Source organism: Bradyrhizobium sp. ORS 375 (assembly GCF_000239775.1).
GTDB lineage: Bacteria > Pseudomonadota > Alphaproteobacteria > Rhizobiales > Xanthobacteraceae > Bradyrhizobium.
Map to the genome: position 1 here is coordinate 1 of NZ_CAFI01000352.1, position 14,013 is coordinate 14,013.

Annotated in this window: 11 protein-coding genes and 1 pseudogene; 7 read left to right on the top strand and 5 right to left on the bottom strand. The window is 66.3% G+C overall.

Annotated features, from left to right (window positions below; all coding sequences use genetic code 11):
- Positions 1–88 precede the first annotated feature (88 nt).
- Positions 89–1,780, bottom strand: a complete 1,692-nt coding sequence (locus tag BRAO375_RS25000; RefSeq protein ID WP_009030235.1) for a caspase family protein — start codon at positions 1,778–1,780, stop codon at positions 89–91.
- A gap of 178 nt (positions 1,781–1,958) precedes the next feature.
- Here BRAO375_RS25000 and BRAO375_RS25005 point away from each other — a divergent pair, with 178 nt between their 5' ends.
- Positions 1,959–2,867, top strand: a complete 909-nt coding sequence (locus tag BRAO375_RS25005) for an amino acid ABC transporter substrate-binding protein (RefSeq protein ID WP_009030236.1) — start codon at positions 1,959–1,961, stop codon at positions 2,865–2,867.
- 396 nt (positions 2,868–3,263) lie between these two features.
- On the opposite strand, the gene ilvD is transcribed toward BRAO375_RS25005, so the two are convergent.
- Positions 3,264–5,105, bottom strand: a complete 1,842-nt coding sequence (ilvD, locus tag BRAO375_RS25010) for a dihydroxy-acid dehydratase (RefSeq protein ID WP_009030238.1) — start codon at positions 5,103–5,105, stop codon at positions 3,264–3,266.
- 324 nt (positions 5,106–5,429) lie between these two features.
- Between ilvD and BRAO375_RS25015 the strand changes: the two genes are divergently transcribed.
- The 4 genes from BRAO375_RS25015 to BRAO375_RS25030 all read left to right on the top strand — a co-directional run bounded on the left by BRAO375_RS25015 (position 5,430) and on the right by BRAO375_RS25030 (position 8,906).
- A complete protein-coding gene (locus tag BRAO375_RS25015) occupies positions 5,430–5,789 on the top strand; it encodes a copper resistance CopC family protein (RefSeq protein ID WP_009030239.1) in 360 nt (119 codons plus the stop codon).
- A gap of 16 nt (positions 5,790–5,805) precedes the next feature.
- Complete coding sequence (locus tag BRAO375_RS25020; RefSeq protein ID WP_009030240.1) at positions 5,806–7,464, top strand: CopD family protein; 1,659 nt, start codon at positions 5,806–5,808, stop codon at positions 7,462–7,464.
- A 143-nt stretch (positions 7,465–7,607) separates the two neighbouring features.
- Positions 7,608–8,171 carry a hypothetical protein gene (locus BRAO375_RS25025; protein WP_009030241.1) on the top strand — a complete coding sequence of 188 codons (564 nt, stop codon included), beginning with the start codon at positions 7,608–7,610 and terminating at the stop codon, positions 8,169–8,171.
- 72 nt (positions 8,172–8,243) lie between these two features.
- Positions 8,244–8,906 carry an ATP-dependent Clp protease proteolytic subunit gene (locus BRAO375_RS25030; RefSeq protein ID WP_244423283.1) on the top strand — a complete coding sequence of 221 codons (663 nt, stop codon included), beginning with the start codon at positions 8,244–8,246 and terminating at the stop codon, positions 8,904–8,906.
- Positions 8,907–8,916: 10 nt separating this feature from the next.
- Here BRAO375_RS25030 and BRAO375_RS25035 read toward each other — a convergent pair whose 3' ends face one another.
- The 3 genes from BRAO375_RS25035 to BRAO375_RS25045 form a co-directional block, all read right to left on the bottom strand.
- Complete coding sequence (locus tag BRAO375_RS25035) at positions 8,917–9,690, bottom strand: hypothetical protein (RefSeq protein WP_009030243.1); 774 nt, start codon at positions 9,688–9,690, stop codon at positions 8,917–8,919.
- A 108-nt stretch (positions 9,691–9,798) separates the two neighbouring features.
- Positions 9,799–10,305, bottom strand: a complete 507-nt coding sequence (locus BRAO375_RS25040; RefSeq protein ID WP_009030244.1) for a DUF3455 domain-containing protein — start codon at positions 10,303–10,305, stop codon at positions 9,799–9,801.
- A 97-nt stretch (positions 10,306–10,402) separates the two neighbouring features.
- On the bottom strand, positions 10,403–11,617 hold the full coding sequence (locus BRAO375_RS25045) for an NADP-dependent isocitrate dehydrogenase (protein WP_006614518.1): 1,215 nt from the start codon (positions 11,615–11,617) through the stop codon (positions 10,403–10,405).
- A 301-nt stretch (positions 11,618–11,918) separates the two neighbouring features.
- On the opposite strand from BRAO375_RS25045, the gene BRAO375_RS25050 reads away from it, so the two are divergent.
- Positions 11,919–13,118 (top strand): TrmJ/YjtD family RNA methyltransferase, encoded by a 1,200-nt coding sequence (locus BRAO375_RS25050; protein WP_009030246.1) that lies wholly within the window; start codon positions 11,919–11,921, stop codon positions 13,116–13,118.
- Positions 13,119–13,336: 218 nt separating this feature from the next.
- Positions 13,337–14,013: pseudogene (locus BRAO375_RS25055) on the top strand (C2 family cysteine protease); the annotation flags it as partial.

A 14,013-nucleotide genomic window follows, 5' to 3' on the forward strand; every position in this document is an offset into this window, starting at 1 on the left:
GGAACGCATAGTGCGTGGATTTTCGCTCCGCTTCCAGAGCGGTCCGGTTGTCTCGCCCGATATCGAGCACCCGGCGCAGCGCCGTTGCTCACCGTCCCCCGGCCATCATCCGGCTGAGACAGTTGTTGAACGACATCGTGTCGCCGCCGGCGCCGTTGCGGCCGTATTCCCAATGGCCCGTGGCGGGATTGCAGCGGCCGCCGATCTGGATGGCGCAGCGCTGGCTGATGCTGGTGCAGCGGCCGCCGCCGCTCACGCGCTTCGGCTCCGGCTCGGAGCGCATCGCCACCGCCGGCTCCTTCTTGCGCGCCGGCTCCTCGCGCCGCGTCGGCTCGTCCGGCTTCTTGGCGGCCGGCTCATCCTTGCGCCGGACGCAGTCGCCGTCCTCGTCCAGCGTCTGGCCGGCGGGGCAGGTGAGCTTGACGCAGCTATCGCCCTCGGGACGCAGGCCCTTGCCGCAAATCAGCGGACACACGCGCGAGGTTTTCGCCTTCACTGCGTCGAGCGCGTCGATGCTGGCGACCTTGATGTCGAACGTCGTCCCGGTCTGCTTGTTGAAGCGCTCCAGCGCACGCCGCGCGTTGCCGTCCCAGCTGCCGTCACTGTCGGCCGTGCTGCAGCCGACGCGGCGCAGCTCGGCGGCGAGTTGGCGGGGCAGATCCGGCGGAGGCGCGGCCGCCGCCGGTTTCTCAGCCGGCGGCAGCGCCGCGACCACCGTCGGTTCCGCGACCGGCTTCTCCGCGCGGGGCGCCGGCTCCGGCCGACTGCGCGTGACCTCGGCCGCCGGGGAGTCGGGGACGCGTGCGATCTCGACCGGCTTGCCGACGGGCGACTCCGGTGTCTTTGTCGCGGACGCGAGCTTGGCGCGCTGGGCCTTGGCGAGCGAGGCGTAGAAGCCCGTGGGATATTTCTCGAGGAAGGCATCGAACGCTGCCGGGCTGCCGATGCGTTCGGCGAGCTCATAGTCGCGCCGCATCGCCGCGTCCGGATCATTGGCCGCGCTCGGTGCCGGCGCCGCAGGAACCAGCGCGACGTCATTGCCGCCGAGCGAGCCATAGACATAGGGCTCCTGGCGATAGCCGGTCGCCTTCAGCACGTCGTCGCGGACGAAGCCGAAGGCGCGGCGCAGATCGAGGCCGGGCTTCGGCAGATGCGCGACCAGGGCGGTGGCGAACGGGCTGTTGCTGGCATCGCCGTCGGCGGCGGTCGAGCCCGCCTTGGCGGAGAAGGCGATCATCGTGTTCGGGCTCGGCGGCTCGACCTTGGCGAGGCCGCGGCCGATGCTGCGCGAGGCGACGCTGCGCTTCATCGTCTTGGCGAACGGGTTGTCGCGGCAGGCGTCGAGCACGACGAGGCGCAACTGCTTGGCCGGCTCGATCGCGAACAGCACGCGGTCCAGAGCGATCGCCTCGTCGAGCACGTCGCTGTCGGCCTCGAGCACGGCGTCGGTCGGGATCAGATAGTTGACGCCGTCGAGCTCGATGCCGTGGCCGGCATAGTAGATCACGGCGATCTCCGCCTCGCGCGCCCGCGCGCCGAACTCACGCAAGGCGCGGCGCATCTCCTGCACGCCGAGATCCAGCCTGACGTCGACGCGCTCGAAACCGGCGTTGCGGAACATGTCGCCGACGAGCTTCGCATCGTTGGCCGGGTTCGAGAGCCGGGCGACGCTCTTGTACGCGGAGTTGCCGATGATCAGCGCGACGCGCTTGTCGGCGAGCGCGGCCGTGCTGCCACCCAGCAGCAGGACGAGAACTAAGAGGTAGCGCAATGCCGACATCCGTGCCCCAGACAACCACCCGCAATCGAAGCTGCGACACACTATCCGGCAACGTCGGCAAAGCAAGGTCGGCGGGAGAGTTCCGCTGCGCTGGCGTGCTGTCTCAGCAGCGGGCATGATCCCCTGGCCCGGGCCTTGCTTCCGTGACGCAACTCACATCCAACGGGAGACCAAACGAATGAAGCATGCACGTCTCGTCGCGTACGCTCTGGTTGCATCGGTCCTGGCCGCGCCCGCATCGGCTGAAGAGCTCGCCGGCACCCTGCAGAAGATCAAGGAGACCGGCACCGTCACGGTCGGCTATCGCGAAACCTCGCTGCCGTTCTCCTACATCGACGACAACCAGAAGCCGCTCGGCTTCGCGCTCGACATCTGCGGCCGGATCGTCGACGAGATCAAGGCGACGCTGAAGCTCGACAAGCTCGACGTCAAGCTGACGCCGGTGTCGTCAGCGACGCGCATTCCGCTGATGACGAACGGCACCATCGATCTGGAATGCGCCTCGACCACCAACAATCTCGAACGGCAGCGGCTGGTGTCGTTCTCCCACACCTATTTCCTCACCGCCAACCGCTTCGTCGCCAAGGCGTCGAGCGGGCTGAAGACGATCGACGATCTCAAGGGCAAGACGGTGGCCTCGACGTCGGGCACCACCAACATCAAGCAGCTCTACGAGGCGAACACGGCGCGTCAGCTCGGCCTGAACATCGTCGCCGCCAAGGACAATGCCGAGGGCTTCCTGATGGTCGAGAACGGTCGCGCCGACGCCTATGTGATGGACGACATCCTGCTCGCCGGCCTCGTCGCCAGCGCCAAGACGCCGTCGGACTTCGCGATCTCGACTGATCAGTTCTCGATGCCCGAACCCTACGGCATCATGCTGCGCAAGGACGATCCCGCCTTCAAGGCCACAGTCGACCGAGCGACGGCCAAGCTCTACACCAGCCCCGAGATCGCGACGCTGTACGCGAGATGGTTCATGGCTCCGGTGCCGCCGAAGGGCGTCAACTTCAACTTCCCGATGACGCCGGTGCTGCAGAAGGCCTTCGCGCAGCCGAACGACAGCGGGGATCCGAAGGCGTATTGAGTGGCGAACGGAAGGAATACGGCCGAGCCGTTTGTTAGCTGTGGCTCGATGAACGGCCGCGCAAGCGGTGCGCTCCCTCTCCCCGTTCTACACGGGGAGAGGGGCAGCCTCACGGGTGGTGCTGCTATCGAAGGACGCCTTACGAATCCGATGGAGCTGCGATGAGGCTTCGTCGGTGCCATGCCCCTCACCCGGATTGCTGCGCAATCCGACCTCTCCCCGCAAAGGGCGGGGACAGGTCGCACCGCCGACGCCGACAGATTGCTGCCTCAAGACAATGAGCTTGCCGTTCATGATGAGCTTCGCACCGCCGACGCGATACGAGGCATCTCCACACGAACGGTGCGCTCCCTCTCCCCGTTCTTCACGGGGAGAGGGGTGGGTTGAGGGGCAGCCTCACTCCTTCACGATCCGCACCGCGCCCTTGGCGGCGCTCGATGCGAAGGCGGCGTAGGCCTTCAGCGCGGTCGACACCTTGCGGGCGCGGGTTTTCGGCTTCCAGGCCTGATCGCCTTTGGCCTCCATTGCCGCGCGACGCTGGGCGAGCTCGGCATCCGAGACCGCGAGATGAATCGTGCGGTTCGGGATGTCGATCTCGATCGTGTCGCCGTCCTGCACCAGGCCGATCAGGCCGCCCTCGGCGGCTTCCGGCGAGACGTGGCCGATCGAGAGGCCCGAGGTGCCGCCGGAGAAGCGGCCGTCGGTGATCAGCGCGCAGGCTTTGCCGAGGCCCTTCGATTTCAGATAGCTGGTCGGATACAGCATCTCCTGCATGCCGGGGCCGCCGCGCGGGCCTTCATAGATGATGACGACGATGTCGCCTTCCTTGATCTTGTTGGTGAGGATCGCCTCGACCGCGGCGTCCTGGCTCTCCATGACGCGCGCCGGGCCGGAGAATTTCAGGATCGAGGCGTCGACGCCCGCGGTCTTCACGATGCAGCCGTCCTGGGCGATGTTGCCGGTCAGCACCGCGAGGCCGCCGTCCTTGGAATAGGCATGATCGAGGTCGCGGATGCAGCCCTTTTCGCGGTCGAGATCGAGCTCCTGGTAGCGGCGATCCTGGCTGAACGCGACCTGTGTGGGTACGCCGCCCGGCGCGGCCATGTAGAAGTTCTTCACGCTCTCGCTGGACGTCTGGCGGATGTCCCAGCGCTCCAGCGCGGCCGCGAGCGAGGCCGAATGCACGCTCGGCAGCTCGGTGTGCAGCAGGCCGGCGCGGGCGAGCTCGCCGAGGATGCCCATCACGCCGCCGGCACGATGCACGTCCTCCATGTGCACGTCGGCCACGGCGGGCGCGACCTTGCACAGGCAGGGCACCTTGCGCGACAGCCGATCGATGTCGGTCATCGTGAACGGGATCTCGCCCTCATGCGCGGCGGCGAGCAGATGCAGTACGGTGTTGGTCGAGCCGCCCATCGCGATGTCCATGCTCATCGCATTCTCGAACGCCTTGAAGTTGGCGATCGACCGCGGCAGCACCGACGTATCGTCCTGCTCGTAGTAGCGGCGGGCGAGGTCGACGATCAGATGGCCGGCCTCGACGAACAGGCCGCGGCGGTCGGCATGCGTCGCCAGCACCGAGCCGTTGCCGGGCAGCGACAGGCCGAGCGCCTCGGTCAGGCAGTTCATCGAATTCGCGGTGAACATGCCGGAGCAGGAGCCGCAGGTCGGGCAGGCCGAGCGCTCCATCACCTCGACATCGGCGTCCGAGACCTTGTCGTCGGCGGCCACGATCATTGCGTCGATCAGGTCGACCTTGCGCAGCTTGCCCTGGATGTTGACCTTGCCGGCCTCCATCGGCCCGCCCGAAACGAACACCGCGGGGATGTTGAGCCGCATCGCGGCCATCAGCATGCCCGGCGTGATCTTGTCGCAATTGGAGATGCAGACCATGGCGTCGGCGCAATGCGCGTTGACCATGTATTCGGTGCTGTCGGCTATCAGCTCGCGCGACGGCAGGCTGTAGAGCATGCCGTCATGGCCCATCGCGATGCCGTCGTCGACCGCGATGGTGTTGAACTCCTTGGCGACGCCGCCGGCCTTCTCGATCTCGCGCGCGACCAGCTGGCCGAGATCCTTGAGGTGGACATGGCCGGGCACGAACTGGGTGAAGGAGTTGACGACGGCGATGATCGGCTTGCCGAAATCCTCGTTGGTCATGCCGGTGGCGCGCCACAGGCCGCGGGCGCCGGCCATGTTGCGGCCATGGGTGGAGGTGCGGGAGCGATAGGCGGGCATGACGGTTTCCTCAGGCGTTCCTCTGGAGCGGGCAATGTTGGTCCGGGTCGGCAGGGCGCCCGGACGGACGGCAATGATGCCGCGAGGCATACAGCGAAGTCCTTGACGATTCGACCCTAAATTTCGCCGCAGGAGGAATGCGGGGCAGGCAGGGCCGGAGCCGGGTGGCCGCGCAACGTGGCCGTCCACAGCTCCGCTCACGGCTTTGTGGTGACGTGTGGAACGGGGCGCTGCCGTAGATTAGAACCGACTCGTTCTTTTCTGGGCGCGGCTCTTGCTTGCGGGATGCTGCGCGTCATCAGCCGTCACCCCCTTCGTGATCCCATGCCGTCCGCCCTGCGACTTCGCCTCCTGCTCTCCTTGGCCGTTCTCGCCGCGCCCGCCGCCGCCTCGGCCCATGCCGTCATCGTCTCGTCGCAGCCCGCCTCGGGCGCGACCATCGACAGGGACGCGGTCGCGATCCGGCTGCGCTTCAACAGCCGCATCGACCACGCCCGGTCGCGGCTGAAGCTCAAGGCGCCGGATGGCGCCGAGCAGGCGCTGGCGCCGGCCGCGGATACGGCGGCCGACGAGATCGGCGCACAGGCGCGGGCGCTGAGCCCCGGCGCCTGGCACCTGCAATGGCAGGTGCTCAGCGTCGACGGCCACATCACCCGCGGCGACATCCCGTTCAACGTGCGCTAGCCATCGTTCGGTCGTCATGGCGCTGTTCCTCGACATCTTCGGCTATCTCTCGGTGGTGCTGCGCGGGCTGACCCTGCTGGCGCAATCGTTCACGATCGGCGGAATCGCGTTCCAGCTCCTGCTGCTGCGGCCGCTGCAGAGCGAGCTGTCCGCCGATGCGCTGGTGGTCGGTAAGCGGGCCCAGCGCTTCCTGCGCCGCAGCGCTTACGCTTGGTTCGCGGTCGTCGCGATCTCGCTGGCCGTCAACATGGCGGCGTTGATCGGCACCCTTGACCTGTCGTTGCGCGACGCCGTGGGGGCGGACTTCGCTCGCTCGAGCTTCGTCATCGCCGCCTGCGCGCTGGGCATCGCGGGTCTGGCGCGGACCGGAACGTGGCTGAGCTGGCGCGCGGCGGCGCTGGTCGCGCTCGGCGGGCTGGCGCTGGCGATGCAGCTCAACCTGACGCATGCCGCGAGCCGGCTCGATGTCCGCTGGCCACTGCTCTCAGCCGATATCCTGCACATGCTCGGCGCCGGGGGGTGGATCGGCGGTCTGCCGTGTTTCCTGCTGGCGCTGAATGGCTGCAGATCGGAGGACGACCAGCGCCGCATCGGCCGGCGCTATTCGCTGATGTCGATGGCCTCGGTGGCGGCGATCATGCTGGGTGGCACGGTGATGGCGATCGCCTATCTCGGCTCGGTCGAGGCGATCTACGGCACGGCCTATGGCGTGATGACCTCGGCCAAGGTCGCGATGCTCGTGATGCTGCTTGTACTCGGCGCCGCCAACTTCTTCGCCGTCGAGCGCCTGCGCCGCCGCGATCCCTCAGCACCACTGCTGCGCATGAAGCGCTTTGTCGAGGTCGAGCTCGGCATCGGACTGACGGTGCTGCTGACCGCAGGCTCGCTGACCTCGCTGCCGCCCGGCATCGATCTCAGCCAGGACCGGCTGAGCTGGGCGGAGATCGTCGAGCGCGCCACGCCGCAATGGCCGCGGCTCACCAGTCCTTCGGTGGACCAGCTCACGATCTCGCAGCTGCAGGCCAGGATCGACGCCGCCGACGCGCAGCGCGTGACAGCGCCGCCGGCCTATGTCCCGGGCGAGGGCGTGATCCTGCCGCGCAACGCCGCTGATATCGCCTGGTCGGAATACAATCACCATTGGGCCGGCATCTTCGTCCTGCTGATCGGCGTGCTCGCGCTGATCGAACGCTTCGCCTGGGGCGGCTTCGCGCGGCACTGGCCGCTGCTGTTCCTCGTCATGGCGGCGTTCCTGTTCCTGCGCGCCGACGAGATGGCCTGGCCGCTCGGCCCGATCGGCTTCTGGGCCTCGTGGCGCGATCCCGAAGTGGCGCAGCACCGGCTGTTCGTCGCGCTGATCATCCTGTTCGGCCTGTTCGAATGGCGCGTGCGCCTGCGCGGGCAGGAGGCGGGCCGCGCCGCGCTGGTGTTTCCGCTGACGGTCGCGGCCGGCGGCGCGCTGCTGATGACGCATTCGCATGCGATCGCCAACATCAAGGACCAGCTCCTGATCGAGATGAGCCACACGCCGCTGGCGCTGTGCGGCATCACCGCCGGCTGGGCACGCTGGCTCGAGCTGCGCATGAACGGCCGCATCAGCCGCGCCGCGGCCTGGGTCTGGCCGGTGGCCTTCGTGCTGGTCGGCTTGATCCTGCTGGATTACCGCGAGGCGTGAGTGGTGTGCGCGATTCTTTGCCCCCACAGCCTGGAGTATCATCTCAATTTGGAGACATACTGAGAATTGGTCGACGTGAATTAGAGAAACCTTATAGGATTCACCCTTAGGTAGCGAGCGCGTTGGTGTCAGGAGTGACCACAATGACGTTCGGCAAGCGGCAGTCCGGCATGGGCGCGTCGGCAAGAACCTACAATCCGGGCATGGCTGCCGAAATCAGCCCAGTCGCCACTCAAGCTCCCAGCCCAGCCGAGGCTGCTCCGGCGAAGGGCAGTCCGATTCGTTGGGCCATCGTTATGCTGGCCTGCGGCGCTCTGCTGTACGGAGTCCTCATCAGCTATGGTCCGGACCTTCGGCGCGATCGGCGCCTCGCCGGAACGTGGCAGCCTGCCTATGATCTGCGCGCCACCGAAGGAAAATGCAAGCGAAGGTACTTCTTGGTCACGACCTGTGAGGCGAAGATTGCGTCGATCGCCCAGCCCGACAAGGCTCCCATGAGCATCGAGTTCTTCATGCTGTTTTCCGGGGGAGGCGGCGAGGCCCTCGTGCCGGTGCGCTCGACGGTCGATCGCGCGGCGGTCTCGATCTACTACGCGGCAGAGACGAAGCTCTGGAACCGGACGCTGTCGTTTGTCTTCGGCACGGTGACCCTGGCCCTCATGATGGTCGGTGCGGCGCTCACCTTCTGGAAATCGGTCAGTCACTGATTGCGCGCCGCATAGATCGATAGAGATCGATCCTGCGTCGAGTTGCGGAGGCCCTCCGTGAGACTGCTCAAAGTGCTCGGCATCGTTGGCGGCGTTCTGTTGGTCTGGTGGTCCTTCCAATGGCCTTCCGGCTCGGGGGACGTCGCATCCCAGCAGGTCCTGTCGATCAAGGAAGAGCGGGACCGCATCGTGCTCGGCTGGAGCGGGCCGGTGCAGGAGCCGATGAGCGAGCGCATCGGCGCGACGCTGGACCGCTACAAGGCCGATCCGCGCCGGCTGGTGCTGATCTTGAACTCGCCGGGTGGCTCGATCCAGCATGGGCGCCAGGTTGTCGAAGCGATCCGCGAACGTCATCGGGCGATCGACACGGTCGTCGACAGAGCCGGGGTCTGCGCCTCGATGTGCGTGCCGATCTTTCTCGCCGGCGAAAGGCGGATGGCCGACCCCGAAGCCTACTTCATGTTTCACGAGGCGAGCCTCAACAGCAATGCACGGGATGATCTGAAGCGACAGGAGATCAGCGAGACTGACAAAGAGGTGTTGTCGCGGATCGTGAAGACGGCCGTGACCGACGACCTGTTCCGTCGCGACATCGGCATTCGCGGCGTCAGCACGGTTTGGCTGGCCGGGATGCGGAAGAAGATCGCGGGGCGCGATGTCTGGATGAGCGCCCAGCAGCTCATCGACGAAGGTTCCGGCATCGTCGATGGTCTCGTGCGCGCATCTGCGCGCTAGCAGCGCGCGGCTATCCACCCTTGCCGCCGGGCCACATGATCTCGAGATGCTCGTTGTTGAAGTCGGGATCGTCCTCGCTGCCCCGGTGCCAGCAGGTCATGCCGGCGGGCAGTGTGCTCATGCGGATCTCCTGCCCGTCGGGGACGACGCCGCCAAACGCGAGCAGGTCGATGAAGCGGTTGACGAGGTCGATGATGGCGGCGCGGTGCTCGGCGCGCACGTTGTGAATGCTGACGTCCGGGCGGCCGAACTTGCGCATACCGCGGGTGTGAAACCACGCGGTGCCATCCTTTTCCGGCGAGACGAAGGTGACGACGTGGTGCCGTGGCGTGCAATGTCCGACGCCGAAGGCGTGGCTGCGCCACTCCGCCGGGCTCCACCATTTCAGGATTTGCGGATCGTAGATCGCGACACCACCGGCATCGAGGCAGAAGGTCAAGAGCCCGATCAGGTCACGAAAATAGCTCAGCGTCGGCGGATCGGTGACACCGCCCCGGATGACGAGGCAGAAATCCTGGGCGGCGACGACCGCCGCCAGGTCAGGGTCCTGTGCGACGAGCCTGCCCCAGCCATAGCCGGTGCGAAATTGCGACACCACCATGGGCTGGATGGTCGGGCCATAGCCCGTGAGATCGATGCCATCGGGAAGGCCGCGCGACCGATAGGCGCTGCGGGAGAACGGGCGATCGATGTCCACCCAGCCATAGACCACATAGCAGAGGAAGGGGTTCTTGCCGCCCTTGGCGAAGTGCGGGCGCGGCCAATCGACGAGCGGTGACGTCATCCGCCATCCTCCGTGGCATCAGGTGAGGCAAGCGTCGCGGACGCGCCTCGGGCTTTGCTTTGACGGGCTTGGCTTTGAGATCTCCCGACGAGGCGCTGTCCCATCCGCTCACTCCTTGCGCAGGAAGACGTAGTCAGCGGCATAGGCGACGCTGCGCAACTGCCCGGCAGTCTCGCAGGCGCCCTCCAGCTTGCCGCCCGACGTGTTGATCCGCTGCACCGTGGTGATGTCGGACAGAGCGCCCTTGCCGCCACGATGGGAGACGACGGCGAGCTTCAGCCAGGGGATGTCGTTGTCGGTGGCGCCGATCGCGGTCCCGACCACCCGGCCGCCGACGATCGAGCCGTCCTGATGCTCCCAACTGGGGCCGGCATAGTGGCGGCCGATGGTCTTGCCGTCCTCGAACAGCGTGGCGATCGGCTCGCGGAAGCCCCAGGCGAGCTTGCCGTCCTTGTCCGTCTTGCATTCGTAGACCTGGGCGCCCTCGGCATGCAGCGTGAGTGCCGGCTTCTCGCCGGCAGCAATCAGGGCGTCCGGGATCGCGGTTTCGGCCGCCTGAGCCTGAACCGTCAGGGCACCCAGCAGCAACAGCGAAAGCGTGGGGATCTCGCGCATGGTCAATTCCTCAATCACAGCAGAAAACGAAAACGGGCCGCGCTTGTGGCGCGGCCCGTGGCAAATTGGCGAAACCAGAAGGCGAAAGTGGGGAGACTTACGCCGCCATCGCCTTGGTCAGGTTCTCGGCGATCTTGTCGAGGAAGCCGGTGGTCGACAGCCAGCGCTGGTCGGCGCCGACCAGCAGCGCGAGGTCCTTGGTCATGTAGCCGGCCTCGACGGTGTCGACGCAGACCTTCTCCAGGGTGGAGGCGAACTTCGCCAGCTCGGCATTGTTGTCGAGCTTGGCGCGGTGCGACAGGCCGCGGGTCCAGGCGAAGATCGAGGCGATCGAGTTGGTCGAGGTCTCCTTGCCCTTCTGGTGCTCGCGGAAGTGGCGGGTCACCGTGCCGTGGGCGGCCTCGGCTTCCACCGTGTTGCCGTCCGGCGTCAGCAGCACCGAGGTCATCAGGCCGAGCGAGCCGTAGCCCTGGGCCACCGTGTCGGACTGCACGTCGCCGTCATAGTTCTTACAGGCCCAGACATAGCCGCCCGACCACTTCAGCGCCGCGGCGACCATGTCGTCGATCAGGCGGTGCTCGTAGGTGATCTTCTTGGCCTCGAACTTGTCCTTGAACTCCTTGTCGAACACTTCCTGGAACAGGTCCTTGAAGCGGCCGTCATACACCTTGAGGATGGTGTTCTTGGTCGACAGGTACACCGAGTAGTTCTTGGCCAGGCCCATGTTGAACGAGGCGCGGGCGAAGTCGACGATCGAGTCGTCGAGATTGTACATCTCCATCGCGATGCCCGGACCCGGCGCCTTGAACACCTCGCGCTCGATCACGGTGCCGTCCTCGCCGACGAACTTCATCGACAGGGTGCCCTTGCCGGGGAATTTGAAGTCGGTGGCGCGGTACTGGTCGCCATAGGCGTGGCGGCCGATGATGATCGGCTTGGTCCAGCCAGGGACGAGGCGCGGCACGTTCTTGCAGATGATCGGCTCGCGGAACACGACTCCGCCGAGGATGTTGCGGATGGTGCCGTTCGGCGACTTCCACATCTCCTTGAGGCCGAATTCCTTCACGCGCGCTTCGTCGGGGGTGATGGTGGCGCACTTCACGCCGACGCCGACCTTCTTGATCGCGTTGGCGGCGTCGATCGTGATCTGGTCGTTGGTCTTGTCGCGGCTCTCCATCCCCAGGTCGTAATACTGCAGGTCGATGTCAAGGAACGGGTTGATCAGCTTGTCCTTGATGTACTGCCAGATGATCCGGGTCATCTCGTCGCCGTCGAGTTCGACGACCGGATTGGTCACCTTGATTTTTGCCATGATCGATGGGGCCTTCTTGGGAACAGCGCGCCAGGAATGGAAAGCGCTTGTGAAATCAAGCGCGTCATAGCACTGCTGCACCGCGCACGGAAGCGCACCCGGTAGGCTCCCGGTGCTGATTTTCGCAGCCCGCTCATGCGGTGGGCAAAGCCGACGAGGCGGCGGCCTGCAGCTTCGCCTAAACTGCAAATTTCCGGCTTAAGCCGATTATTTTGCTTGAGAATTCTAGCCAGCCGGGCCAACGGAGCGGGCAGGGGCGCCGGATCGGCGCTTCATCTGACATGGAAGTTGAGGACCGATCGTGTCGGGGACCGACAAGACCAAGGCAGGCGTGGAGATCGCAGGACCGGTGGTGATCCTGGTCGAGCCGCAGCTCGGCGAGAACATCGGCATGGCCGCGCGGGCCATGGGCAATTTCGCGCTGACCGAGCTGCGCCTGGTCAATCCCCGGGACGGCTGGCCGAACATCGCCGCGCAGCGGGCGGCGGCCGGGGCCGACCACATCGTCGACCATGTCCGGCTGTTCGACACCCTGCCGGAGGCGATCGCCGACCTCGATCTGGTGTTCGCGACCACGGCGCGCTCCCATGACCAGGCCAAACCGGTCATGGGGCCGGAGGCGGCGGCGAAAGAAATGCAGGGCCAGATCGCCGGCGGCGGCCGGGCCGGCATCCTGTTCGGGCGCGAGCGCTCCGGGCTTACCAATGAGGAGGTCGCCCGCGCCAACCGTATCATCACCTATCCGGTCAATCCGGGCTTCGCCTCGCTCAACCTCGCCCAGGCCGTGCTGCTGATGGGCTACGAATGGTTCAAGCTGGTGACATCAGGCGCGCTGCCCTTCGCGATGCCCGAGCGCTCCGAGCGCGCCACCCAGGAGCAGATGGAGGCGTTCTTCGAGAACCTCGTCCGCGAGCTCGACCGGGTCGAATTCCTGCGGCCGGCCGAGAAGCGCGAGACCATGCTGGTCAATCTGCGCAACATCTTCTTCCGCATGGAGCCGACGAAGCAGGACATGCACACCCTGCACGGCGTGATCATGGCGATCGCCGAGGGACGCAAGGGCCCGGCCAAGGGCGGCGTGCTCGACAGCACCCAGGCGACGCGCCTGCGGGCGCTGATCGCCGAGCAGGGCACGGTGGCCAACCTTCCGGATTCGCGCGGCTCGCTGCGCGGCCTCGCTCGGCTGCTCCGCCGTAACCCGACCGATGCCGAGCGCGCGCTCTGGCACGCGCTGTCCCGCGACCGCCGTTTCGCCGGCCAGTTCAAGCGCCAGACCCCGGTCGGCCGCCATATCCCGGACTTCGTCTCGTTCATCCACCGCCTCGCGATCGAGCTGGTGGGGAATGATGAGAGCGAGGGCGTGGTCGCCGACCGCGCGCAGCGGAAGGCATGGCTCGAGAGCCGCGACTATCGGGTGACCGAGGTGAGGGCGGCGGATGTCGAGGCTGACCTGGAAACCGAGCTGGTTCGGCTGCAGGCGCTGATTGCGGAGGCGAAGTAGAGTCCGAGGCCGGGGCCGTACTACTACGGCCTCTGTATCATTTGCCGCCGATCTGTAAAATTCCACCGACCGAACGGCCGTCAGATACAGATGATCGCGACAAATTTCTAAAATTCGAACGGATCGCGCAGCATTGCCGCAACGGCTGATGCGAACGATGGCAACCCGATCGCGACGACGATCACTCACGAGCCATCGTTCACGGAGAGCCTCGACCAATGCCGATCCAGCCGCAGGGCCTACGCAAGCCGCAGACCGACCAGAGCAGCGACCAGACCGGTTTCTTCGAGAACGACAGCTGGCTCACCCCCGACCTCACGCCACTGTGGATGGCCAATCAAGCAGCCGCGGCTGCGCCGCCGGCCGCGTCGAACGCTGATCCGTCGGCGGCGATCGCGATCTATGGCAATTTCTGCAGCGTCGCTGCGACGGTGACCACCGCATCGGGCTCGACGTCGAGCGGAAGCACCACGATATCCAGCTCGACGGTCACGGCGACCACCACGACCAAGACGACGGTGCCGGCCTGGGTCAACACCCTGACCAACGCCGCGATCAAGGCCGACATGACCGCCGCCATCACCAACGGCACGGTCACCTATGCCGGCCTGCTGAAGGTCTTCACCGACATCGACGCCTCGCTGGCGGCGACCAAGACCAAGCTGAGCGCCAGCCAGTTCGCCGATCTCAAGACCATCGCCGCCAACCTCAACAACGGCGTGTCGACCTCGAGCTACCTGACCTACATCACGCAGGCCTTCGTCAACGGCAACGCTGCGAACGCGACCTGGACCGGCGGCGCCGCGAGCGCGGTCGCGCTCGGCAATCTGGCCACCGGCTCGACCGAGCTGCAGTTCGCCGAGCTGATCGGCAAGTGGTTCCTCGGCACCGACCT